Genomic DNA, 23934 nt, shown 5'->3' on the forward strand with positions numbered 1-23934 from the left:
GCCACAGATTAAAAAGATTCGCACAGATTAACTAAAAAAATCTTTTTTAATCCTTAAAATCAGTGGCAAAAAGAAAATAAAAACAGACCAAATTATGGACGACATCAATACAACATCAAACGAAATCACAAATGAAAATGTGAATTTTGAAACGAGAATTAACCTTACTCCTCTTTTAGAGCATGTAAATACGATTAAAAAAGAGATCGAAACAGTAATTGTAGGACAGCACAAAATGGTAGATCAGCTTTTGGTTGCCATTTTATCAAACGGTCATGTTCTTTTGGAAGGTGTTCCTGGAGTTGCCAAAACCATTACGGCTAAATTATTGGCCAAAACTCTAAATATCGGTTTCAGCAGAATTCAGTTTACGCCAGATTTAATGCCTTCTGATATTTTAGGAACTTCTATTTTCAATTTGAAAAACTCAGAATTTGAATTCAAAAAAGGTCCGATTTTCTCGAATCTGATTTTAATTGACGAAATCAACCGTGCTCCTGCAAAAACACAAGCCGCGCTTTTTGAAGTAATGGAAGAACGCCAAATTACAATTGATGGTTCTGCGTACCAATTAGAAGCGCCATTTTTGGTTATTGCCACTCAGAATCCTGTAGAACAAGAAGGAACTTATCGCTTGCCTGAAGCGCAATTGGACCGTTTTCTTTTTAAAATTACAATCGATTATCCAAAGTTGGATGAAGAGATTTTAATCATTCAAAGAGAACATTCTTTGCAAGATCACGGAAAATTAGATGCTATAAAAACCATTCTTTCTGCTGAAGAAATCAAAGAATATCAAGGTTTGGTAAAACAAATTAGAATAGAACAAAATCTTTTGGAATACATTGCGAGAATCGTTGTAAATACACGCGAAAATGCCTTTTTATATCTAGGAGCTTCGCCTCGTGCTTCAATCGCTATTCTAAATGCTTCTAAAGGTTTTGCAGCCATTCGCGGACGTGATTTCGTAACTCCAGAAGATATAAAAGAAGCTGCAATTCCGGTTTTACAGCACCGTGTAATTGTTGCGCCAGAACGCGAAATGGAAGGTTTGACAAGTTCTGAAATCATTAAACAAATTATTGAAACAGTAGAGATTCCGAGATAGTTAAAACTCCTGCAAGGTTTCCAAAACCTTGTAGGTGTATTTCTTAACAACAGAACAACTAATACCTACAAGGTTTTAAAAACCTTGCAGGAAACGTGAAACCTGAAATTTGCAAACAAGTTTTGTCCCCCTGAACGAAGTCGAAGGGCACAAAGGGCTTCGACTCCGCTCAGCCTGACAAAAAAGAGTACAGCTTGAAAATGAAAGATAAAACTCTGTAAAAAACATTTGTCTCCCTGAGCGAAGTCGAAGGGCAAACTTGAAACCTGACCCGAGGCTGAAAGCCGAACGGACGAAGTAAACAAAAAAATAAAGTGAAATTCATAAAAAGTCTATATCTGAACAATTTCTTTTTCTATGTGCTCATCGGCATTATAGGATTGTTTGTCTGCGCCTTTATTTTTCCGAATATGTACAATGCAGTTTGGCTGTTGGTTTTAGGTTTAGTTACTTTTTTGGGACTTGATATTTTACTTTTGTATCTAGCGCGAACAGGACTCGAAGCAGAAAGAATTACTCCCGAAAAGTTATCAAACGGAGATTTGAATCCTATAAAAATCAATCTAAAAAACCATTATACTTTTACAATTTCGGTTAAAATTATTGACGAAATTCCGTTTCAATTTCAAGTTCGTAATTTCAAAATTGTAAAAACGATAAAGGCAGCTTCACAAAAAGAAATTGGTTACGATCTTCGCCCAACAGAACGTGGAGAATATCATTTTGGAGCTTTAAATATTTATGTTTCTTCGCCTTTAAGATTAATTTCGAGAAGATTTTCTTTTGATAATGATCAAATGGTGCCTACTTATCCGTCTTACATTCAATTAAGAAAATACGATTTGATTGCTTTTTCAAATAATCTCTTTCAATACGGAATCAAAAAAATACGCCGAATTGGACATACCATGGAGTTTGAGCAGATTAAAGAATATGTTCAAGGCGACGATTTGCGAACGCTGAACTGGAAAGCAACAGCAAAGAGAAATTCTTTAATGGTCAATCAGTTTCAGGACGAAAAATCACAATCGGTTTATATGGCAATCGACAAAGGCCGCGTCATGCAAATGCCTTTTGACGGATTAAGTTTATTGGATTATGCTATTAATTCGGCTTTGGTTTTGTCGAATGTCATTCTGAAAAAACAAGACAAAGCTGGTCTTTTTTCTTTTTCTAAAAAGGTAGAAAACCGCGTTTTTGCCGAAAGAAGAGGTTCGCAAATGCAGAAAATCTTAGAATCGCTTTATAATGTAAAAACAGATTTCTTTGAAAGCGATTACAGTAGATTGTATGTTGATATTAAAAAAAACATCAATCAAAGAAGTCTAATTATTCTATACACCAACTTTGAAACCATGGATGGTTTAAATCGCCAATTGCCTTATTTAAAAGGAATTGCCAAAAGCCATTTATTAGTTGTCGTTTTCTTTAGCAATACAGAATTAAACAGCATTATCAATAAAAAAACAACTACTATTCAAGAAGTTTACGACAAAGTGATTGCCGAGAAATTCATGTTTGAAAAACGATTAATCGTAAACGAATTGAAAAAATACGGAATACATTCTGTTTTAACCCAACCTGAGAATCTGACTTTGGACGCAATTAATAAATATTTGGAGATTAAGTCTAGGGGTATTTTGTAAGAATTATTCCTTATATTGCAAACCGATACTAAATAGTAATAAGTTTATGAAATCAGTAATTGCTTTTGTTTTTCTTTTTTTCTCCATTTCTAATTTTGGACAAATTTCAAATACTTTAACTCCAAGCGATAAGGTTTACGGACTTTCAAAGTTCTGGCAGGAAGTAAATTATAACTTTGTTTATTTGGACAAAGTAGACAGACAAATGTGGGATAACCGATATAAGGAATTAATCTCAGTTGTGCAAAATACGAAAAACGATTACGAATATTATCGTGAACTTCAAAAGTTTTGTGCGCTTTTAAAGGATGGTCATACAAACATCTTTATCCCAAAAGGCATTGTTGAACAAATGACTACAATGTTTGGAGATTACAGGTTTTTTGTAAAAAATGTTCAAGGTAAGGCAATTATAATTCGAACAAATTTGAGCAAAAAAGAAGAAATCCCTGTTGGAAGTGAAATCATAGAAGTTAATGGAAAGCCAACCCAGCAATTTATTGACGAAAATGTGGCTCCTTATAAATCTTCTTCAACTGATTATGTTTTGCAAGATTGGAGTATTTCTAATTTGCTAGGGGGTTTGGAAGGAGACACATATAAAGTCAAAATAAAAAAGCCTAATAAAAAAATAATAGAACTGACATTAACACACAGAACTACAGTAGAAAAAGAAGTATTTCCCCCTTTTGAAGCTGATCGAAAAATTTTAGATTTTAAATGGATGAATAAGGAAACGGCTTATGTTGCTTTAAACTCATTTAGCGATGAAAAAATCGATAGTTTGTTTGTAGAAAAACTTCCAGAATTATATAAAGCAAAATCTTTAATAATTGACTTACGTTACAATGGAGGAGGAAACACCAATATTGGAACTGCAATATTGCAGTATTTAACAAACGATACTATTCTTTACGGTGCAAAGTCGAAAAGCCGTTCTCACATCCCTACTTATAAAGCTTGGGGGAAATTTGTTAACGAAAAAGATACCATAAACAACTCATGGGCAAAAAAAGCTTATTTATCTTATCATGATGAATATTTCTATGATTTTGATTATACACCCGATACCATTCATCTAAAAGCAAAACGTATTGTTGTACCAACGGTGCTTTTGTTAGGACATATTACAGCTTCGGCCGCTGAAGATTTTTTAATTTATGCAGATAAGCAAAAACATATGGTGAAAATAGGCGAAAAAACGTTTGGAAGTACGGGACAGCCGCTTTTATTTGATTTACCAGGCGGTGGATCTGCCAGAATCTGTACAAAAAAAGATACTTATCCTGACGGAAGAGAATTTGTGGGTTACGGAATAAAACCCGACATAGAGATTGTTCCAACGCTTAACGATTACTTAAAGAATAAAGATGTAGTGCTCGAGGAAGCAATGAAATATTTAAAAAAGAAATAACGTTTATAATTAGTTTTTCGATTAAACTCGAATTATCATTGTTTTTAAATTCCATTTAAAAAGACACAAAATGAAGAAACTATTTTTAGCAACATTAATTTTAATCAGTTCTTTTGCAATTGGTCAAAAAACAGAAAACATCATTATCATCACAACAGATGGTTTTAGATGGCAAGAAGTTTTTAAAGGAATGGATCCTGCAATTGCCAATGATAAAAAATTCAATCAGGGAGATAGCACTTATATTTATAAAAAATACAGCGGTCCAGATAGCAAAGAATCGCGAAAAAAAATAATGCCTTTTTTCTGGTCTGAAATTGCTACAAAAGGTCAAATCTATGGAAATAGAGATTTAGGAAATAAAGTAGACGTTGCCAATCCGTATTGGTTTAGTTATCCTGGATATAGCGAAATCATGACTGGAAATGTCGATTTAAAAGTCAATTCAAATGGTTACAAAGCCAATCCGAATGTCAATGTTTTAGAGTTTTTAAATCAGCAGTCTAAACTAAAAGGAAAAGTTGCCGCTTTTGGCGCATGGGATGCTTTTGACAGAATTTTAAATGAAGAAAGAAGTGGTTTTCCTGTAATTTCTGCCTTTGATAAAGTGGGCGGAAATAAACCAAATTCAACGCAAAAACTACTTAACGAAATGCGTGACAACTCGTATAAGCCTTTTCATCAAGACGAATGTTTAGATGTTTTTACACATTATCAGGCATTAGACGAATTAAAAACGAAAAAGCCAAAAGTCCTTTACATCGCATACGGCGAAACCGACGAATGGGCGCATCACGCGCAATATCGCTCGTATTTGGACGCAGCAAATCAAGTAGACAAATGGATTCAGGAAATCTGGAATTTTGTTCAAAATGATCCGCAGTACAAAAACAAAACAACCTTATTTATAACGGTAGATCACGGCCGTGGCGACAAAGTAAAATCGCAATGGACAGATCACGGCTCTGATGTTGCTGGCGCTTCTGAAATTTGGTTTGCCGCAATGGGACCAGAAATTGCTCCAAAAGGCGAAATCAAAACCAATTCTCAGATCTACCAAAAACAATTCGCGCAAACGATAGCAAAATTTCTAGGCTACACTTTCAAAACAGATCATCCTGTTGAGGAAGTAGTAAAAGCAGTTTTTGAAAAATAGTTTTTTAGCCACGAATTACACGAATTTTCACGAATTTTAAATTTTCAATTCTATTGGAAAAATTAGTGCAATTCGTGTAATTCGTGGCTAAACAAATAATCCACTCCTAAACCTACAAGGTTTTAAAAACCTTGCAGGAAGAAAAAAACTCTGTACCTTTGCCTCTTTGCAACTTTGAGCCTTAAAAAAATGAAACAAATCACTTCAATTCAAAATCCGTTTATCAAATCTTTGGTTTTACTTCAAGAAAAATCCAAAGCCAGAAAACAAACCGGAACATTTTTGATTGAAGGTTTACGCGAAATTTCATTAGCCATAAAAGGCGGTTACGAAATCGAAACGGTTTTATTTTTACCCGATTTGGTTTCTGAATCTGAAATCAATAAACTGATTCAAAATCCGTTTCAACTTATCGAAATCAATAAAGAAGTTTACCAAAAACTAGCTTATCGCGATACTACAGAAGGAATTCTAGCTGTTGCAAAAAGCAAATCTTTAAAATTATCAGATTTAAAATTATCTGATAATCCGTTAATTTTGGTTGTTGAATCTCTTGAAAAACCAGGCAATATCGGCGCTGTCTTGCGTACCGCAGATGCCGCCAAATTGGACGCTGTTTTAATCGCCAATCCAAAAAGCGACTTATACAATCCGAATATAGTGCGTTCTAGCGTTGGTTGTTTGTTTACCAACCAAATTGCGACGGGAACATCCTCAGAAATTATTTCATTTTTAAAAGAAAAAAAAATCAATTTCTACAGCGCGACTTTACAAAACTCAACTTCTTATCACACACAGAACTTTACTACTCCAACAGCTTTAGTTGTGGGTACAGAAGCAACAGGCTTAACGCAAGAATGGCGTGATGCCGCAACTCAAAATATCATTATTCCAATGCAGGGCGAAATCGACAGCATGAACGTTTCTGTTGCCGCGGCAATTTTGATTTTTGAAGCGAAAAGGCAGAGAGGGTTCTAATGTAGAGTGACAAAGTTTCAAAGTCACAAAGCGGCAAAGATTTTCCGTAGAGACGCACCGCAGTGCGTCTAACATACTGATTGGTTTTAAGGTTTCTAAAGTAAAAAGTTGCACCTTTAAATTTGTCAGACTGAGCGAAGTCGAAGTCACATTCCTATAGGAAAAAATCTAAAATCTGTAATCAAAAATCTACAATCCCAACCCCTTGCGTATATGGCAACAAATTTCTATATTTAGTACTTGAACTATGCCGTTATGACAGAAATAGATATAGAAAAAGAAAACAAAGCTATTGCGCAGGAATACAAGGAATTACTACGAATAAGTTACCAAACGTTAGACACAACCGACAAAAAATTAATTCGAAAAGCTTTTGATGTTGCCGTCGATGCTCACAAAGAACAGAGACGTAAATCGGGCGAAGCGTATATCTTTCATCCTATTGCAGTTGCAAAAATTGTTGCTTCAGAAATTGGTCTGGGTGCGACTTCTATTGCTGCGGCCTTATTGCACGATGTTGTTGAAGATACTCCCATGACGGTTGAAGACATTGAGCGTTTGTTCAATCCGAAAGTGGCGCAATTGGTTGAGGGTCTGACTAAAATATCTTTAGTTCAAAAAGATTTGAATGCTTCTATGCAGGCGGAGAATTTCAGAAAAATGATTCTGACATTGAACGATGATGTCCGCGTAATTCTGATCAAATTGGCCGACCGTTTGCATAATATGCAGACCATGGATTCGATGGCTGAATACAAACAGACTAAAATCGCCTCAGAAACTTTATACATTTATGCGCCTTTAGCCCATCGTTTGGGACTTTATAATATTAAAACCAAACTAGAAGATTTAGGCTTAAAATATACCGAACCAGCAGTTTATAACGACATTGTAAGCAAAATTCGTGAAACCAAAGAAGAACAAGACGCTTACATCAAAGACATTTCTGATGTTTTAAAAAAATCTTTAGATAACGAAGGCGTAGATTACATCATTAAAGGCCGACCAAAATCGATTTATTCTATCCGTCGAAAAATGCGTGCTCAAAACGTAACTTTTGACGAAGTGTACGATAAATTCGCGCTTAGAATTGTGTACAAAGCCGATCCGCATGAAGAAAAGTTCATTGCGTGGAAAATCTATTCGATCGTAACAGACCATTATAGACCGAGTCCGAGCCGTTTGCGTGACTGGATTTCGTCGCCAAAATCAACTGGTTATGAAGCGCTTCACATTACCGTAATGGGTCCAAAAGGACGCTGGGTCGAAGTTCAAGTTCGAAGTGAACGTATGGACGAAATTGCCGAAAAAGGGTACGCAGCGCATTACAAATACAAAAACGGAGCCACAGAGGAAAGCGGTCTGGATACTTGGCTGAATCTGCTTCGTGAAGCATTGGAAAATCCAGAAACCAATGCGGTTGATTTTGTCGAAGATTTTAAAATGAATTTATATTCTAAAGAAATTTTCGTCTTTACGCCAAAAGGAGAAATTAAATCGCTCCCAAAAGGTGCAACTTCACTAGATTTTGCTTTCAGCATTCACTCCGAAATCGGAATCAAAACGCGTGGAACCCGTGTAAATGGGCGTTTAGTTCCTCTTAATTATGAATTAAAAAGTGGTGATCAGGTCGAAGTTATCACTTCTCCAAACCAAAAACCAACTGTAAACTGGTTGGAATATGTAACGACTTCTAGAGCAAAAAATAAAATCAAAAATGTTCTTAACGAGAACACTAAAAAAATTGCCGAAGAAGGAAAAGAATTACTGATTCGAAAATTAAAGCATTTAAAAGTCACCTTTAACGAACAGGTTACAAACGAGTTAGTTAATTTCTTTAAACTAAAAACAAGTTTAGATTTATTTTATAGAGTTGGAATTGGTGCAATCGAAAATCAGCAGTTAAAAGATTATGCGGCACAGAAAAGCAATTCGTTTATCAATTTCTTTAAAAATAAAATTAAACGAACCAAAGATACCGCAGATGAAGATATTCACAAGCCAGTTATTAGCAGCAATTATGATATGCTGGTTTTTGGAACGGAGCATGATAAATTAGATTACAAACTTTCGCAATGCTGTAACCCGATTCCTGGAGATGATGTTTTTGGTTTTGTGACCATTAACGAAGGAATCAAAGTGCATAAAAAAGACTGTCCGAATGCAATCGGAATGCAGTCTAATTATGCCTATCGAATTATGAGCGCCAAATGGATTGATTCTTCTCAGGAAGAATTCAAAGCCATTATCAATATTACTGGAATGGACGTTTTAGGGCTTACCAACCAATTGACGAAAGTAATTTCGAATAATATGAGCGTAAATATTCAAAGTATTTCGCTTAGCACCGACGCTGGAATTTTTCACGGACAAATTGCAGTAATTGTTAAAAACAACACGATTTTGAAAAAAATGATTAGCGCCATCAAAAAAATTGACGGGGTTGATAAGGTTACTAGAGAATATCGAACTTAAATTATTAGAAAAGTAATTTTATTTTATGGATAATAACATAGAAATTCCTCAATTAATTTTTGACGAAAATGGAGAACTTATTATCTCTGCTTCTGATTCTTCATCAAAAAATGATTTCGATTTTTTTATTGGCAAATCTACTATTAGAAATAAAAAACTAAAAAAAAGACTTTGCAATTGCGATGAATGGATTGAATTTCCTTCTACTCAGGAAATGTACACGATTTTGCACGGAATTGGCAATATCGATAATTTTCTTGCTACTTTTGATGGAGAACCATTTGAAGGAATGACGGTAAGATTATTTAATCCGAAAACAAAATTATGGAGCATCTATTGGTCGGACTCAAATACTGGCGTTTTAGACAAGCCTGTAGTAGGGTCTTTCGAAAATAAAGTTGGACATTTTTTTTCTAAAGATCTTTTTGAGAAAAAACCCGTTATTCAAGTATTTCGATGGGATGCAAGAGACGAAAAAAATCCCATCTGGAGTCAAGCCATGTCTGATGACAAAGGAAAAACTTGGGAGTGGAACTGGTATATGTATATGTCCAAAACAAATTAAGCATTGTTAGTTTTATCATAAATTAAAATAATTATGTTAATTAAGCTAAAATAGACTTTCAAAATATTTTTGACGTAAAAGCCTGTATTTATTGCCTTATTACTCATCAAAATCTAGTTTAAACGTTAAACTTTAAACCCGAAACTTTTATTCATTAAAAATAAAAAATTATCTTTGCCGGATATGACACTTATTTCAACTGACAACACTAAGAATCAAGAAATTGTAAAAAATGTTTTTACACTATATCTTGAACAAAAAGGGCATCGCAAAACTCCTGAGCGTTATGCTATACTTCAGGAAATTTACGATAGCGAGGAGCATTTTGATATAGAAAACCTTTATATCAAAATGAAAAACAAAAACTATCGTGTGAGTAGAGCAACGTTATACAACACGATCGAGTTATTGTTGGACTGCGCTTTGGTTAGAAAACATCAATTTGGACAAAATCAGGCTTACTACGAAAAATCATATTTTGATAAACAGCACGATCATATCATTATGACAGATTCTGGTGAGGTAATCGAATTTTGTGATCCAAGAATTCAAACCATCAAAAAGACTATCGAAGAAATTTTTGATATCGAAATCACAAATCACTCGCTTTATTTCTACGGAAACAAAAAGCAAAACTCAAATTCATAGTCTTTTAAAGATTAGACTTTTCAAAAAAATTAAAAAAAGAAAATTAACTACATAATCAGTAGGGCAACTTAGATTGCCTCAACGCAAATTAAAACAGAATGACCGTAGATTTATTACTAGGATTACAATGGGGAGATGAAGGTAAAGGAAAAATTGTTGATGTACTTACCTCAAATTACGATATTATTGCACGTTTTCAAGGAGGACCAAATGCAGGACATACGCTAGAATTTGACGGAATTAAACACGTACTAAGAACTATTCCTTCTGGAATTTTCCATAAAAACTCAGTAAATATCATCGGAAATGGTGTTGTAATCGATCCTGTAGTTTTTCAAAAAGAAATTGAAGGTTTAGAGAAATTCAACCTTGATATCAAAAGCAAATTAATTATTTCTAGAAAAGCACACTTAATTTTACCAACTCACCGTTTGCTTGACGCAGCTTCTGAAGCTTCTAAAGGAAAAGCAAAAATTGGCTCTACTCTAAAAGGAATTGGACCAACTTACATGGACAAAACAGGTAGAAATGGTTTGCGTGTTGGAGATATTGAATTAGAAGATTTCAAAGAGCGTTACAGAGCTTTGGCTGACAAACATGAGGCAATGATTGCTTTCTATGATGTTGCTATTCAATATAACTTAGCTGAATTAGAAAAAGAATTCTTTGAAGCTATTGAAGAATTAAAGAAATTAGATTTTATTGACAGTGAAGAATACATGCACCAAGCTCAAAAAGCGGGTAAATCTATTCTGTGCGAGGGTGCTCAAGGATCTTTATTAGATGTTGATTTCGGAACATATCCTTTCGTAACTTCATCAAATACTACTGCTGCTGGTGCTTGTACTGGTTTAGGTATTGCTCCTAACAAAATCAAAGAAGTATACGGAATTTTCAAAGCTTACGTAACACGTGTAGGTAGCGGACCTTTCCCAACTGAACTTTTTGACGAAGTTGGTGCAACAATGGCAAAAGTAGGTAACGAATTTGGTTCTGTAACAGGAAGACAAAGACGTTGCGGATGGTTAGACTTAGTAGCTTTAAAATATGCTGTTCAAGTTAATGGAGTTACGCAATTAATGATGATGAAAGGTGATGTACTTTCTGGTTTTGAAACTTTAAAAGTTTGTACAGAGTACAACTACAAAGGTCAAAACATTTCTCATTTCCCTTACAACATTGAGCCAGAAAATGTTACTCCGGTTTACAAAGAGTTTAAAGGATGGAAACAAGATTTAACAGGATTGACAACTTTTGACGAATTGCCAATTGAGCTAAAAGAATATATTGAGTTTATTGAAAAAGAAATCGAAGTGCCAATCAAAATTGTATCGGTTGGACCAGACAGAAAACAAACAATAACAAAATAATACATTTTAAACGCTCTGATAATCAGAGCGTTTTTTTTTGAAGAATATTTTTATGAGAAAAAATCCAGAAATCGAGATTACAGAAACCAAGTTATTATCTGATAATTGGTATGTATTAAACAAAGTAACTTTTAATTATAAAAAAGAAAATCAGCCAGTTGAGTCACATATACGAGAAGTATACGACCGCGGAAATGGCGCTGGAATATTATTGTACAATTCTGCTAAAAAAACAGTCATTTTAACGAGACAGTTTCGTTTGCCAACTTATTTGAACGGAAATAAAACCGGAATGATGATTGAAGTTTGCGCCGGACTTTTGGATAAAGATAACGCGGAACAAGCCATTATTCGCGAAACAGAAGAAGAAACAGGTTACCGCTTAAGCAAAGTGCAAAAAGTGATTGAAACCTATATGTCGCCAGGATCTGTAACGGAAATTCTATATCTTTTTGTTGGTGAATACGACGAAAAAATGAAAGTTAGCGAAGGCGGCGGACTGGATGCTGAACAGGAAAATATCGAAGTTTTAGAACTGACTTTTGATGAAGCTTACGCCATGATCGAATCTGGAGAGATTTCGGATGCTAAAACCATTATGCTATTGCAACACGCTAAAATAAAAGGTCTTATTTAGAAGTTTTTTGAGTATTTTAGAATCCTATTTTAATTAAACCTCAAATCAATTAATTATGGGATTATTTGACTTTCTTAAGAAAAAGGAAACTTCTGAACCAAAAAATGAAAAAGGCGCATTGCTTGCAATGCCACTATTTATTAATAACGAGAGTTACAATATAGACAGTGTAATTCAAAATCTGAAAAATCTCTGGGGATTATCTATTATAAATTTTTCTGGAGATAATAATTCAGCTGTTTTTACAGTAAATAATGAATTAGTGACTATATTTTTTGTACCAGGACAAATTCCGGGTGATGAAGTTTCAACAACTATTAAATATGCATACAACTGGCATAAAGCAGAAGAAGATTTAAAAAACTATACCGGACATGCAGTTGTTTCTGTTATGTCTGCACAAGGAAGTCAAATAGAGAGATATACCATTTTGAGCAAACTATTATGTTCTATTCTTTCAACTTCAAATTCAATAGGTGTATATCAAGGAAAACAGACTTTATTGATACCTAGAAATCAATACTTGGAAAATATTGATGATTTACAGCAAGGAAAATCTCCAGCTCATTTGTGGGTTTATATCGGGATCAAAACCTCTGAAGAAGGAAATTACTTGTATACCTATGGATTACCTGAATTTGATAAACAAGAAATGGAAATCATTAAATCTCCTAAAGAGCTTTTAGAAGTTTTCAATTTCTTTGCCAACATTGTTTCGTACGTAATTAATGGTGATATTACATTACGAAATGGAGAAACTTTAGGCTATACGGAAGACCAGAAAATAAAAATTACAGCTTCGCAAGGAATGTTTGTAGAGGGACAAACTTTAAGATTAGAAATGTAATCTGGAAAATTTCGAATGCTAAAAAAATTATGCTGTTATTGCAAGCTAAAATAAAAGGTCTGATTTAGAAGTTTTTTGAGTATTTTAGATTGACAAAACGATCTAAAATGCTCAAATCTAAAATAGTTCTATTTTTCCTTTTTCCTTTATTTATTTTTTCGCAAAGCGAAAAATGGCCAGCAGAAAAACTCCAGCAAGATTTAAAAATCTTTAAAGAAATTAGAGAAATAGCCAATTCTGGACTTTACAAATACAGAACAAAACAACAGATTGACAGTATTTACAATTGGGCATTTTCGCAGATTAAAGAGCCGAAAGAACTTATTGAATTCTATAAAATCATTTTGCAGATAACCGATTTTGAAGGAAGTCTGCACAATGACACCACACTTCCTGATGATTTTGAAAGGAAATATTCATCGGCAAATACTTTTTTCCCTTATCCTGTAAAATTGATTCATAATAATCTGATTCTTAATTTTAAAAATGAAGAAATTCCTCTTGGTTCTCAAATTCATAGTATAAACGGAATCGAAACTCAAAAAATAATTCCTTCTCTTTACAAATATTATACCACCGACGGACATAACATTACAGGAAAATCAATCGGAATTGGAAGTTCTTTTGCCAAATATTTTGAAATGGAATATGGCGCGAAAAAAAGCTTTTTAGTCGAATATTCTCTTCCAAACCAAACTCAAAAACAGACCAAAAGCATTTCTTCTGTTTCTAATGAAATTCGAAAAGAAAACTTTAAAAATAGATTTTCACTCCCAATTGATAGCTTACAATATCAAAAAGCAAAAGATAAATATTCATTTAAAATAATTTCTGAAAATACCGCACTGCTTTCTGTTCATACTTTTGTTATTGGTCGAAATGCAAAAGACAAACAGCATATTGCGTACAAAAAATATTTGGACAGCTGTTTTGAATACCTTTCCAAACATTCGGAAATAAAAAACCTAATTGTCGATGTTAGAAATAATGGCGGCGGTACCGATCCAAATGATATTATAACTTTCTCTTATTTAGCACAAAAGCCTTTTCGCGAAAATGAATCGGCTTATGTGAATTTTCAAAAAATACCATTTCCTAAATATTTAGTTTACGAAGAAACCGATCCTAACAAGCAAAAGGAAGAACTAAAAGATTTTGAAGACGAGATCATAGAAGAATTTCCAAAGCTGATAGATCAAAAATATCCTCAGGATAATAAATTCAATATGTTATTAGAACCTGATAAAAACAGTTTTAAAGGACAGATTTATATGTTAATTAGTCCGAGAATTGCTTCGGCTGGATCTTTGTTTGCTTCACTTGTGGCAGGAAATACAAAGGCAATTGTTATTGGAGAAGAAACTATGGGAGGCTATTTTGGACACAACGGCCACACTCCTATTGAATATGAATTGCCCAATACCAAAATTAAAACACAATTTTCTATTGTAAATTTAGAACAAGACGTTCCTAAAAAAACGAATCAGATTTTTGGAAGAGGAGTAATTCCAGATCATGAAATCTCGCAGACTTTGGAAGATTTTATGCAAAATAGAGATACTCAATTTGAATATACTTTGAAACTTATTGAAAAATAGTAAATGAAATTACAAAAAAATAGATTTTTAAAAACCTTGTTATTCCTATTTATTTTGATAAACGTAATCGCGTTCTTTCACGCTTATAAGTTTACTCATTTTAAAGAAAACAAATCTGAAAAAACTCAAAGTCCAGAAAAATTATCATCTTGGCAAAAAGCGAAAACATTATTGCTAGGAGTAAATAATCCCAAACCCAAAAATTCAAAATTTCCTTCTCAGAAATATAAAACACTAAAACTGAAAAGTAATAAAGAAATAGAATGCTGGTTTGTTCAAAACCCAAATCCAAAAGGAACAGTTATTTTATTTCATGGTTACGGTTCAGAAAAATCATCTTTAATTGAACGATCAAATATATTTCAAAACTTGGGATACAGCACAATGTTAGTAGATTTTATGGGAAGTGGAAATTCAGAAGGAAACCAAACAACAATTGGCTTTAAAGAAGCAGAAGAAGTAAAAACTTGCTTTGATTATATTAATTCAACGGGAGAAAAGAACATTTTCCTATTTGGAAGTTCTATGGGCGCAGCTGCCATAATGAAATGCATTAATGACAGTAAAATAAATCCAAAAGGAATAATTATAGAATGTCCGTTTGGTTCAATGTATCAAACTGTTTGCGCCAGATTTAAAAAAATGAATGCACCCACATTTCCTATGGCTGGAATCTTATTATTTTGGGGAGGAATTCAAAACGGTTTTTGGGGTTTCAACCACACCCCTTCCGATTATGCTAAAAGTATCAAATGCCCAACTTTACTTCTTTATGGAGAAAAAGATAAAAGTGTCAGCAAACAAGAAACAGATAAAATCTATCATAATTTAAATAGTTTTAAGAAACTCGTGATTTATAAAGAAACAGGACACGAAAATTATTTAATTAAAAATAAATCACAATGGGTAAGCGATGTTACAGATTTTATAGCCAAAACTGAAAAACTTTAAAATGTAAATACCGAAACCTATTCCAAAAATTATGTAACCCTTTTCAGCTATCATATTTATAACTTTATCTTCATAAAATTACGACCCATGAAAAAGTTATATTACACCGCAAATGCCCTACTTATATTAACATTAGTTTTATTAGGTTCTTGTAAAAAGAGCGATACCATAACGCTGACTGAAAATAAAAAAGAGAAAAAGGAAGTTATAGAATATAAAAAACCTAAAACGGTTTCTTATCAAATTGAAAAAACCAAAGACTGGCTGAAACTTAATGAAGCTGACAGCTCGAAAATGGATATTGTTTATGCTTTAAACCGTACTGATAAAGCCAATTTTAAAAAGTTAGATTCTGTTGTAATTCCAGCAGATTTTAGCGGAGATTTGGTTTATTATCTTCCATTTCCGCTGCATGTTTCAGCATTAGAAGAAGTTTCAAAAATTATACTTTTCTCCTATCCTACCCAAACTTTTGCCGCTTATGAAAATGGTGAATTAGTGCGTACAGGCCCTACAAATATGGGAAGAAAAAAAGACCCAACGCCAACTGGATTATTTTTTACTAACTGGAAAGCAGAAAAAACAACCAGTACTTTTAATGACGAATGGGATTTAAAATGGAATTTTAATATCGAAAATAAACTAGGTGTTGGTTTTCACGAATATGATTTGCCAGGATATCCAGCTTCTCATTCTTGCTTAAGATTATTAGAAAAAGATGCCAAATACCTTTATAAATTTGCCGACGAATGGATTTTGAAAGACAAAGAAAATGTAAAAGTTAAAGGTACGCCAGTAGTCGTTTTTGGAAGTTACAATTTTGACGGACCAAAACCTTGGCTTCAATTAGCCTCAGACGCAGAAGCTTTAAAAATTTCTGAAAGCGATATTGATACTCAGGTACAACCCTATTTAAAGGAAATTTTAGAAAACCAAAATCTAAGAGAAGCCGAACCCACAAAAACTCTTTAAAAAATATAGCATAAGTATAAAATCAGCTGAAACAGATAAAATTGTTTCAGCTGATTTTTTTTTATAAATAGTTCGGCTAAAGCCTTTTCTCTCGATCTTTTTTAAAACCTCCAGCTAAAGCTGGAGGCAATTCATCTTTAAACCTTTGTCGCTTTGCCTCAGGCTAAGAAAAAAACTCAGAAGCTCAGCACCTTAGAAGCTTAGAAGCTCAAAAAAACTTTGCTCCTCTGTCACTTTGCAACTTTGCAACTAAGAAAAAAACTTAGCTTCTCAGCACCTTAGAAGCTTAGAAGCTCAAAAAAAACTTTGCCCCTTTGTCACTTTGCAACTTTGCACCTAAGAAAAAAAAAACTTAGAACCTCAGCACCTTAGCATCTTAAAACCTTAAAAAAACAAATAAGCGATCATTCATTTATTATTTATATCTTTGCATCATAATAAGTTAGAAATATGAGAACACGAGATATCAATAAAGAAGAAATTGTAAAACAGAAAGCAATTGAAATGATTGTTAACCAAGGTGTAGAAGGATTCGGAATGAATCGACTGGCGAAAGAATGCGGGATTTCTGTTGCTACACTTTATATTTATTATTCGGACAAAGAAGACTTAATCAAAAAAATCGGAATCGAAATCGGTAAAAAATTTTTTGACAATATGTTTGATGGATTTTCTGCTGATATGTCTTTCAAAGATGGATTAAGAAATCAATGGGAGAATAGAATTTATTTTAATTTAAACTTTACACAGCAAGCTACTTGCTTTGAACTTTTAAAACATTCTACTTATGGAGATGATATCGTAAAAGAAATAACAGGCGATTACAAGCAAATAATGACCCAATTTATGCTTGCTGCAATTGAAAGAAAAGAACTGATTTCTATTCCGTATGAAGTGTTCTGGAGCATTGCTTACGGTTCGCTTTATTCCCTTTTAGAATTTCATAGAGAAGGAAAATCAATGTCTGGAAAACCTTTCATTCTTACTGATAAAATTAAAGATGAGGCATTTAATCTGGTTTTGAAAGCTTTGACACCCTAACTCAATTGCAAATATTAAGATCAACTGCAAAATTCATAATTCATAATTCATAATTCAAATACAATATAATTTCATTAAAATGAAAACTTCAATTATAGAAAACAAAAAAATAGCCATAATTGGCGGCGGGCCAGTCGGATTAACCACAGCCCGAATTCTTCAAATTAATGGCGCCGATGTCACTGTTTACGAAAGAGATGTAAATGCCGAAGCAAGAACATCGGGCGGAACTTTAGATATTCATTCTGATTCGGGGCAATATGCAATTCAAAAAGCAGGATTAATGGATGAATTTTATAAGTATGCAAGACCAACGGGCGAAAAAATGGCGGACATGGACGGAAATATTACTTCTGACGAAATGCCTGATGAAACGAACGCTTTTTCTCGTCCAGAAATTGACCGCAATGATTTGAGAAAAATTATGCTGGACAATCTTGAAGAAAATACAGTGGTTTGGGATAGCCAGCTAATTAATATCGAAAAATCTGAAAATCAATATGTTTTAGAATTCAAAAATGGTACAAAAACTATTGCCGATTTTGTAATTGTAGCAAACGGCGGAAGATCGAATGCACGAAAATTTGTAAGCGATCAAGAGCCTCAGCTTTCTGGGACTTATATTATTCAGGGCGAAATTGCAAATCCAGATCAAGATTATCCTGAGTTTAAACCGAAATTCGGAAACGGAAATGTTATGGCAATGGGAGAACACAAAATGTTTTATACTCATACCATGCGTGACGGTTCTGTTCACTTTGGAGTTTCTTTTAAAGCCGATGAAGATTGGATTTTAAATAACGGAATCAATTTTGAAGACAGTCAAGCAGTAATTTCTTTTTTGAATGAAAAATTTGAAAATTGGAACGACGATTATAAAAAATTCTTTGCTAAATCAACCGATTTTTCTGGTTTGCCATTACGTTTATTTTCTTTAGAAGAACCTTGGAAAGAACATTCAAATATTACTCTCGTGGGCGATGCAGCACATTTAATGCCTCCATTTGCAGGCGAAGGTGTAAATATGGGATTGTTTGATGCTTTTCACTTGACGGAAAATTTAACCAATGGAAAATTCAATACAATTGACGAAGCCATTGAAAATTATGAGAAAAGAATGTTTGGTTATGCTCTAGAAGCGCAACGTATGACTAAAAGAATGGAAGACTTACTACATTCTGATATTGTGGCTGAAGATATTTTGAATAGTCGTTTTTAATAAAAAACACTAACTTAGATAAAAAATTCAACATGAATTTGGATTCTAAAAATAATAGAACCTGTAAAAAAGGGCATCACTACATTAAAACGAGCGACTGCCCTACTTGCCCTATTTGCGAAGCAGAAAGAAAACCAAAATCTGGCCTTTTATCTCTTTTATCAGCGCCGGCAAGAAGAGGTTTAGAAAGCAAGAATATTAAAACTGTGGAAGATTTATCTCAATATACGCAAGAAGAAATTTTATCCCTACATGGAATTGGACCAAGCAGTTTGCCAAAACTTTCGGAAGAATTAAGAAAGAATGGATTAAGTTTTAAAGAAAACAAGAAATAAAAAAGGCGTAAGATTTAAATTCTTACGCCTTTTGTTTTTATCTCGAAAGCTTAAAATTATCTAGAATAATTTGGAGCTTCTTTTGTAATAGTTACGTTATGCGGGTGACTTTCAGTGATTCCGCTAGAAGTGATTCTAACAAAACGTCCAGATTCCTGTAAAGTTGGAATATCTTTTGAACCACAGTATCCCATACCTGCACGAAGACCTCCGATGAACTGAAGCATGCTTTCGTTTAATTCTCCTTTGTAAGGAACACGTCCTACGATTCCTTCTGGAACTAATTTCTTAACATCGTCTTCAACATCTTGAAAATAACGGTCTTTAGAACCCGTTTGCATTGCCTCAACAGATCCCATTCCGCGGTAAGATTTGAATTTTCTTCCTTCAAAAATAATTGTCTCTCCTGGAGATTCTTTTGTTCCAGCCAATAATGAACCTAACATTACACAGTCAGCTCCTGCAGCGATTGCTTTAGGAATATCTCCTGTATAACGAATTCCACCGTCAGCAATAACTGGAACTCCAGTTCCTTTAATTGCAGCAGCAACTTCTAAAACTGCAGAGAATTGAGGAAAACCAACACCAGCAACGATACGAGTCGTACAGATAGAACCAGGTCCGATTCCAACTTTTACTCCGTCAGCTCCGCTTTCTACTAAATATTTAGCAGCTTCTGGAGTGGCAATATTTCCAACAATTACGTCAATTTGAGGGAATTTTGATTTTACTTCTTTCAATACATTCACCACACCTTCTGTATGTCCGTGAGCTGTATCGATAATGATTGCATCTACACCTGCAGCAACCAAAGCTTCTGCTCTTTGAACAGCATCTCCAGTAACTCCAATAGCAGCAGCAACTCTCAAACGTCCAAAGCTATCTTTATTAGCAATTGGTTTTTGAGTCAATTTGGTAATATCTCTAAAGGTAATTAAACCTACTAGTTCGTTATTTGCATTTACAACAGGTAATTTTTCGATTTTATGACCTTGTAAAACTACTTCTGCCTGCTCTAATGAAGTTCCTTCGGCAACAGTAACTAAGTTTTGGCTTGTCATAACCTCAATGATTGGTCTTGCACCATTTTTTTCGAAACGTAAGTCACGATTGGTTACAATACCTTTTAAGATTTTGTTTTCGTCAACGATTGGAATACCACCGATACCGAATTCTTTCATTGCATTTTTTGCATCTGCAATTGTAGAAGTTAAAGGAAGCGTTACTGGATCGATAATCATTCCAGCTTCTGCACGTTTTACTTTTCGAACTTTTCCTGCTTGCTGTTCGATCGTCATATTTTTATGTAAAACACCAATTCCGCCTTCTTGTGCCATAGCGATTGCCATTGCACTTTCTGTAACTGTATCCATAGCAGCAGATACAATAGGAACGTTTAATGTAATGTTTCTTGAGAATTTTGATTTAATGCTCACTTCGCGGGGAAGCACATTCGAGTAGTTAGGTACTAATAATACATCGTCGTAAGTTAAACCTTCGCCGATAATCTTGGAGTTGTGTGCTATCATGTTGCAATTTCTAGTTGAATTGCGTGCAAATATAGTGAATAAATTGCTAACTTGAGTACTAACTTATTCATAAAATTGATTTTACACGAATCATCTTACAAAGAATACACCCCTAGCCCAGATGGAAATGGAAAGCCACGAAAAGCCAAAAAACATTTTTTTCTGATTTAAAAAAGCGACCAGCGGAAGCTCTTTTTAAATCTTGAAAAAAAGTTTTTTGGCTCGAGTGCTTGTAATGGACAGCTGGAAATAGCTTCTAATAATATTCATAAATTCAATCGTCTTTGTCTTGGAACACAAAATTAATTCCGAGCTGAAATGATGCGCTGCTGGCTTTAGAAATATCTTTATATTCTAAGATGTTATTAACGAGTGCATAAATATTTACTGGCCCGATTGTTCCGGCGAGTCCTAAACCGATGTTTTTATTTGAAAAAGTATCGAAAGTATAAGTGGCTTTCAAATCTAATTTTCTAAAAATATTTCTTCGATAAAAAGCAGTCAAGGCAACTAAAGGCTCACGCGGAGCAGACATTCCGAAAAGCTGAAGTCCAGCAGCATTTTTATAATATTTTTCGACGCTGCCACGGCAGTTGCATTCATCGTCTGGACGTGCCTCGCCAAAAGAATATTGAATGGAAGAATAAATTTTTGTCGGGCGCCAAGTGGTATATTTATTATAAAGTGTATCTCTAGGAATGGCTTTGTCGAATTCATCAAAAACATTTTCAGGATCATCTAAACTAAAAAAGTCTGGATTTGCTCCGTTGTATTGATAAGTTCCTTTATAAGTAAGCGTTTCGATATCTTTGGTTTGTCTCACAAATCCTAAATCGACAATACTTGCCGTAAACTGCAGATTGTCTTTTATATAATAGGTAATTCCGGCATCTACACCAAAACCTAAACTTCCATTAAAAAAAGTATTATTAACGAGATCTCGAGCAATATTCCCTTCGTATTCATCTTTTGTAAAACTAGATAGTCCAGAAGTTTTTAATTCTAAATTGGAAGAAATAACTTGGTTATAAAGATTTGGAGTTCCTGCCTGCTGGCCCGTATAAATGTATCCTGAATTTTTTGTCGAAGTAGCATTTGCACCGCTTGAGTAGATTTTGGCGCGCCCTCCAAGCACCAATTTATCATTGACTTTTTTATGAAAACCAACATGAAAAACAGAAAGCACCTCAGCCTTCATATTCAAATCTCCCAGATTAAACGATTTTCCGATATAATCTCTATTCCCGTCTAAAGCTAACAAAGCCAGATCTTTTGGAATAAACATAAAAAAATCAAATTCCTGATAGACGCCAAACGAAACGTAAGATTTACTATCTCTTCCTCCTACTCTAAAACCGCCAGAAAATAACTCCAGTTGCTGGTTGGTTACGACTTTATCTCGGCTAGATGATTTATTAATAACATTTCGAACTTTTTGATTGAAGTCGACGCCATTGTCTGCAAACAGATCGTAGGCAGAAAAACTGCTGGAGCCCACATTGGCTGAAATTCCAGATAAAACAGGAAATCCGAAATAATATTTATATGAAACATCGGCTCCCGGATTTACAAGAGAAGACTGCGGAATTGAAGTAAAATTATATAACAGCTCTCTGTTTTGCGCAAAACAAGAAAGATGAAAAAACAAGCAAAGAATTAGCGTTTTTCTCATTCGATTACTAAATAAGCAGTGGCACTTGATCTTAATTTTAAATTTCCTAAACTCTCACTGTTTAATGGAGGCCCTGCAGTAATAATTACCACAAAACCAATTCTTTGGGTTTGTTTTAAAAGATCTAATCGCGTGTTTTCAAAAACTTCTGTTGGGTATTTTATAACATTTGGTGTTCCTTTATAAGATGGAACGGCAAAAGATATAGTTTGTAAAGGCTGATTTTCTGCATTAAGCAAAATCATATTGATGATAAAAGCACGATTTATATTATTTTCTACTTCAAAATTAAATTCGGCTTTTTTAAGGCGTTCGTTAAAAAATTTATCCTTAAAAATATCAAAATCTCTTACATCAGGATAGATATTGGTTCCTCCATCGTCTACGAGTTTATTTGCAGGAATATCAAAATAAGCTAGGTTGGCTACAAAAACGGGCTCTAGCTTAAAATCATTTACCTGATCGAAATCTAACTCACTGGAACAAGAAAACAATAGGAAAACGGAAAAAAATATGCTGAAAATTTTACTGATGGAGCGTGATCTCATGACAATATTTATATCGATACTAAATGTAACGCATTATGTTTACAATGATTATCGAAGGTAAGAAAATATAACAGTTTTTTAATGAAACTTTCCAAACAATTTCGAAGCTTCGTTGTAAGCGCTTTCAAAACTGAGTGAATTAAGTCCTGTTATTTTTTTATTGGCAGTAAAATACGAAACCAATTTTTCTGTTGGCATGTTTCCAGTTAATTTATCGGTCGCCATGGGGCAACCGCCAAAACCTTGAATAGCACCATCAAAACGGGTACAGCCGGCTTTTGCTGCAGCATCGATTTTTTCGAACCAGCTTTCGGGTGTGGTATGAAGATGAGCGCCAAACTCAATTTCTGGATATTTCGGAATTAAATCTGAAAACAAATAGGTAATAACCTCGGGAGTAGAAGTTCCGACAGTATCAGAAAGCGATAAAATCTTCACGCCCATTCCTGCCAGTTTTTCTGTCCATTCTGCGACAATTTCAACATTCCACGGATCTCCATACGGATTTCCAAAACCCATAGAAAGATAGGTTACTACTTCTTTATTTTTCTTGTCGGCAACTTCCAGAATTTCTTCGAGCGTTACCAAAGATTCGGCTATGGTTTTGTGCGTATTACGCATCTGAAAGTTCTCAGAAATAGAAAAGGGAAAACCTAAATATTGAATCTGCTCATAATTGGATGCTGCTACTGCGCCTTGTGTATTCGCAATAATTGCAAGCAGTTTACTTGTAGTTTGAGAAAGATCAAGCTGTTCTAAAACGGCAGCCGTATCCTGCATTTGCGGAATAGCTTTTGGAGAAACAAAACTTCCGAAATCGATGGTATCAAAGCCAACTCGCAATAAAGCTTGTATATAAGTAACTTTATTTTTTGTTGGAATAAAAGTCTTAATGCCCTGCATGGCATCTCGAGGACATTCGATGATTTTGATTTCTTTACTCAAAGCTTATTCTTTTGTAAAGGCTAAGTTAGTTTCTTTTTTATTGAAATAAAAATTATGTTTTTTTTTAAACCATATAAGTAATATAAGTTCATTTAATTAGATTGGATGCGTATGCAATATATACATCGTGTATTTGTAGAGACGCACCGCAGTGCGTCTACACAAAGAGAATCCACAATGCCAAGATACTAGAATTAGATGCACTGCAGTGCGCCTCTACAGTCCATTTAATAGAATATTACATTAAACTGTAATTCTACAATTAATTACCAAAAAATGT

Annotated in this window: 21 protein-coding genes; 17 read left to right on the top strand and 4 right to left on the bottom strand. The window is 34.1% G+C overall.

Features of this window, described 5'->3' with window-relative positions:
* Positions 1–94 precede the first annotated feature (94 nt).
* The 17 genes from Q9Q97_RS11065 to Q9Q97_RS11145 all read left to right on the top strand — a co-directional run bounded on the left by Q9Q97_RS11065 (position 95) and on the right by Q9Q97_RS11145 (position 18960).
* Positions 95–1108, top strand: a complete 1014-nt coding sequence (locus tag Q9Q97_RS11065; RefSeq protein WP_306156946.1) for a MoxR family ATPase — start codon at positions 95–97, stop codon at positions 1106–1108.
* A gap of 314 nt (positions 1109–1422) precedes the next feature.
* Positions 1423–2754: a DUF58 domain-containing protein gene (locus tag Q9Q97_RS11070; protein WP_306156948.1), complete on the top strand. Its 1332-nt coding sequence runs from the start codon at positions 1423–1425 to the stop codon at positions 2752–2754.
* A 46-nt stretch (positions 2755–2800) separates the two neighbouring features.
* Positions 2801–4168, top strand: a complete 1368-nt coding sequence (locus Q9Q97_RS11075; RefSeq protein WP_306156950.1) for a S41 family peptidase — start codon at positions 2801–2803, stop codon at positions 4166–4168.
* 70 nt (positions 4169–4238) lie between these two features.
* Complete coding sequence (locus Q9Q97_RS11080; RefSeq protein WP_306156951.1) at positions 4239–5324, top strand: phosphoglyceromutase; 1086 nt, start codon at positions 4239–4241, stop codon at positions 5322–5324.
* A gap of 189 nt (positions 5325–5513) precedes the next feature.
* Positions 5514–6302, top strand: a complete 789-nt coding sequence (locus tag Q9Q97_RS11085) for an RNA methyltransferase (protein WP_306156953.1) — start codon at positions 5514–5516, stop codon at positions 6300–6302.
* 255 nt (positions 6303–6557) lie between these two features.
* On the top strand, positions 6558–8777 hold the full coding sequence (locus Q9Q97_RS11090) for a bifunctional (p)ppGpp synthetase/guanosine-3',5'-bis(diphosphate) 3'-pyrophosphohydrolase (protein WP_306156955.1): 2220 nt from the start codon (positions 6558–6560) through the stop codon (positions 8775–8777).
* A 25-nt stretch (positions 8778–8802) separates the two neighbouring features.
* Positions 8803–9342, top strand: coding sequence for a hypothetical protein (locus Q9Q97_RS11095; protein WP_306156957.1), 540 nt, complete (start codon positions 8803–8805; stop codon positions 9340–9342).
* A gap of 183 nt (positions 9343–9525) precedes the next feature.
* Positions 9526–9990, top strand: a complete 465-nt coding sequence (locus tag Q9Q97_RS11100; protein ID WP_008462215.1) for a Fur family transcriptional regulator — start codon at positions 9526–9528, stop codon at positions 9988–9990.
* Positions 9991–10088: 98 nt separating this feature from the next.
* Positions 10089–11360: an adenylosuccinate synthase gene (locus Q9Q97_RS11105; protein WP_125721472.1), complete on the top strand. Its 1272-nt coding sequence runs from the start codon at positions 10089–10091 to the stop codon at positions 11358–11360.
* A 52-nt stretch (positions 11361–11412) separates the two neighbouring features.
* Positions 11413–11997 carry an NUDIX domain-containing protein gene (locus Q9Q97_RS11110; protein ID WP_306156963.1) on the top strand — a complete coding sequence of 195 codons (585 nt, stop codon included), beginning with the start codon at positions 11413–11415 and terminating at the stop codon, positions 11995–11997.
* A gap of 55 nt (positions 11998–12052) precedes the next feature.
* Positions 12053–12844 (top strand): DUF4261 domain-containing protein, encoded by a 792-nt coding sequence (locus Q9Q97_RS11115; RefSeq protein ID WP_306156965.1) that lies wholly within the window; start codon positions 12053–12055, stop codon positions 12842–12844.
* Positions 12845–12951: 107 nt separating this feature from the next.
* Positions 12952–14442 (top strand): S41 family peptidase, encoded by a 1491-nt coding sequence (locus tag Q9Q97_RS11120; protein WP_306156967.1) that lies wholly within the window; start codon positions 12952–12954, stop codon positions 14440–14442.
* 3 nt (positions 14443–14445) lie between these two features.
* Entirely contained in the window at positions 14446–15393 is a 948-nt protein-coding gene (locus Q9Q97_RS11125) for an alpha/beta hydrolase (protein WP_306156969.1), read from the top strand.
* 87 nt (positions 15394–15480) lie between these two features.
* Positions 15481–16365, top strand: coding sequence for a L,D-transpeptidase (locus Q9Q97_RS11130; protein WP_306156971.1), 885 nt, complete (start codon positions 15481–15483; stop codon positions 16363–16365).
* Positions 16366–16815: 450 nt separating this feature from the next.
* Positions 16816–17406, top strand: coding sequence for a TetR/AcrR family transcriptional regulator (locus Q9Q97_RS11135; protein WP_306156973.1), 591 nt, complete (start codon positions 16816–16818; stop codon positions 17404–17406).
* 79 nt (positions 17407–17485) lie between these two features.
* On the top strand, positions 17486–18625 hold the full coding sequence (locus tag Q9Q97_RS11140) for an NAD(P)/FAD-dependent oxidoreductase (RefSeq protein WP_306156976.1): 1140 nt from the start codon (positions 17486–17488) through the stop codon (positions 18623–18625).
* 32 nt (positions 18626–18657) lie between these two features.
* Positions 18658–18960: an RNA polymerase alpha subunit C-terminal domain-containing protein gene (locus tag Q9Q97_RS11145; protein ID WP_306156978.1), complete on the top strand. Its 303-nt coding sequence runs from the start codon at positions 18658–18660 to the stop codon at positions 18958–18960.
* A 56-nt stretch (positions 18961–19016) separates the two neighbouring features.
* On the opposite strand, the gene guaB is transcribed toward Q9Q97_RS11145, so the two are convergent.
* The 4 genes from guaB to Q9Q97_RS11165 all read right to left on the bottom strand — a co-directional run bounded on the left by guaB (position 19017) and on the right by Q9Q97_RS11165 (position 23654).
* The gene (guaB, locus tag Q9Q97_RS11150; RefSeq protein ID WP_306156980.1) at positions 19017–20489 is read right to left on the bottom strand and encodes an IMP dehydrogenase; all 1473 of its coding nucleotides are present in this window, start codon (positions 20487–20489) and stop codon (positions 19017–19019) included.
* Positions 20490–20763: 274 nt separating this feature from the next.
* Positions 20764–22161 carry a DUF5723 family protein gene (locus Q9Q97_RS11155; protein ID WP_306156982.1) on the bottom strand — a complete coding sequence of 466 codons (1398 nt, stop codon included), beginning with the start codon at positions 22159–22161 and terminating at the stop codon, positions 20764–20766.
* A complete protein-coding gene (locus tag Q9Q97_RS11160; RefSeq protein ID WP_306156984.1) occupies positions 22158–22709 on the bottom strand; it encodes a hypothetical protein in 552 nt (183 codons plus the stop codon). Before Q9Q97_RS11160 ends, Q9Q97_RS11155 begins: the two co-directional genes overlap by 4 nt.
* A 78-nt stretch (positions 22710–22787) precedes the next feature.
* A complete protein-coding gene (locus Q9Q97_RS11165) occupies positions 22788–23654 on the bottom strand; it encodes a hydroxymethylglutaryl-CoA lyase (protein WP_306156986.1) in 867 nt (288 codons plus the stop codon).
* Positions 23655–23934 lie beyond the last annotated feature (280 nt).

Origin of the sequence: Flavobacterium sp. DG2-3 (assembly GCF_030730925.1) — a bacterium.
Taxonomy (GTDB): Bacteria; Bacteroidota; Bacteroidia; order Flavobacteriales; family Flavobacteriaceae; genus Flavobacterium.

Coding starts and splice junctions, on each gene's coding strand:
- Q9Q97_RS11065 (WP_306156946.1), top strand. CDS start 95: ATGGACGACATCAATACAACATCAAACGAAATCACAAATGAAAATGTG.
- Q9Q97_RS11075 (WP_306156950.1), top strand. CDS start 2,801: ATGAAATCAGTAATTGCTTTTGTTTTTCTTTTTTTCTCCATTTCTAAT.
- Q9Q97_RS11080 (WP_306156951.1), top strand. CDS start 4,239: ATGAAGAAACTATTTTTAGCAACATTAATTTTAATCAGTTCTTTTGCA.
- Q9Q97_RS11085 (WP_306156953.1), top strand. CDS start 5,514: ATGAAACAAATCACTTCAATTCAAAATCCGTTTATCAAATCTTTGGTT.
- Q9Q97_RS11090 (WP_306156955.1), top strand. CDS start 6,558: ATGACAGAAATAGATATAGAAAAAGAAAACAAAGCTATTGCGCAGGAA.
- Q9Q97_RS11095 (WP_306156957.1), top strand. CDS start 8,803: ATGGATAATAACATAGAAATTCCTCAATTAATTTTTGACGAAAATGGA.
- Q9Q97_RS11100 (WP_008462215.1), top strand. CDS start 9,526: ATGACACTTATTTCAACTGACAACACTAAGAATCAAGAAATTGTAAAA.
- Q9Q97_RS11105 (WP_125721472.1), top strand. CDS start 10,089: ATGACCGTAGATTTATTACTAGGATTACAATGGGGAGATGAAGGTAAA.
- Q9Q97_RS11110 (WP_306156963.1), top strand. CDS start 11,413: ATGAGAAAAAATCCAGAAATCGAGATTACAGAAACCAAGTTATTATCT.
- Q9Q97_RS11115 (WP_306156965.1), top strand. CDS start 12,053: ATGGGATTATTTGACTTTCTTAAGAAAAAGGAAACTTCTGAACCAAAA.
- Q9Q97_RS11120 (WP_306156967.1), top strand. CDS start 12,952: ATGCTCAAATCTAAAATAGTTCTATTTTTCCTTTTTCCTTTATTTATT.
- Q9Q97_RS11125 (WP_306156969.1), top strand. CDS start 14,446: ATGAAATTACAAAAAAATAGATTTTTAAAAACCTTGTTATTCCTATTT.
- Q9Q97_RS11130 (WP_306156971.1), top strand. CDS start 15,481: ATGAAAAAGTTATATTACACCGCAAATGCCCTACTTATATTAACATTA.
- Q9Q97_RS11135 (WP_306156973.1), top strand. CDS start 16,816: ATGAGAACACGAGATATCAATAAAGAAGAAATTGTAAAACAGAAAGCA.
- Q9Q97_RS11140 (WP_306156976.1), top strand. CDS start 17,486: ATGAAAACTTCAATTATAGAAAACAAAAAAATAGCCATAATTGGCGGC.
- Q9Q97_RS11145 (WP_306156978.1), top strand. CDS start 18,658: ATGAATTTGGATTCTAAAAATAATAGAACCTGTAAAAAAGGGCATCAC.
- guaB (WP_306156980.1), bottom strand. CDS start 20,489: ATGATAGCACACAACTCCAAGATTATCGGCGAAGGTTTAACTTACGAC.
- Q9Q97_RS11155 (WP_306156982.1), bottom strand. CDS start 22,161: ATGAGAAAAACGCTAATTCTTTGCTTGTTTTTTCATCTTTCTTGTTTT.
- Q9Q97_RS11160 (WP_306156984.1), bottom strand. CDS start 22,709: ATGAGATCACGCTCCATCAGTAAAATTTTCAGCATATTTTTTTCCGTT.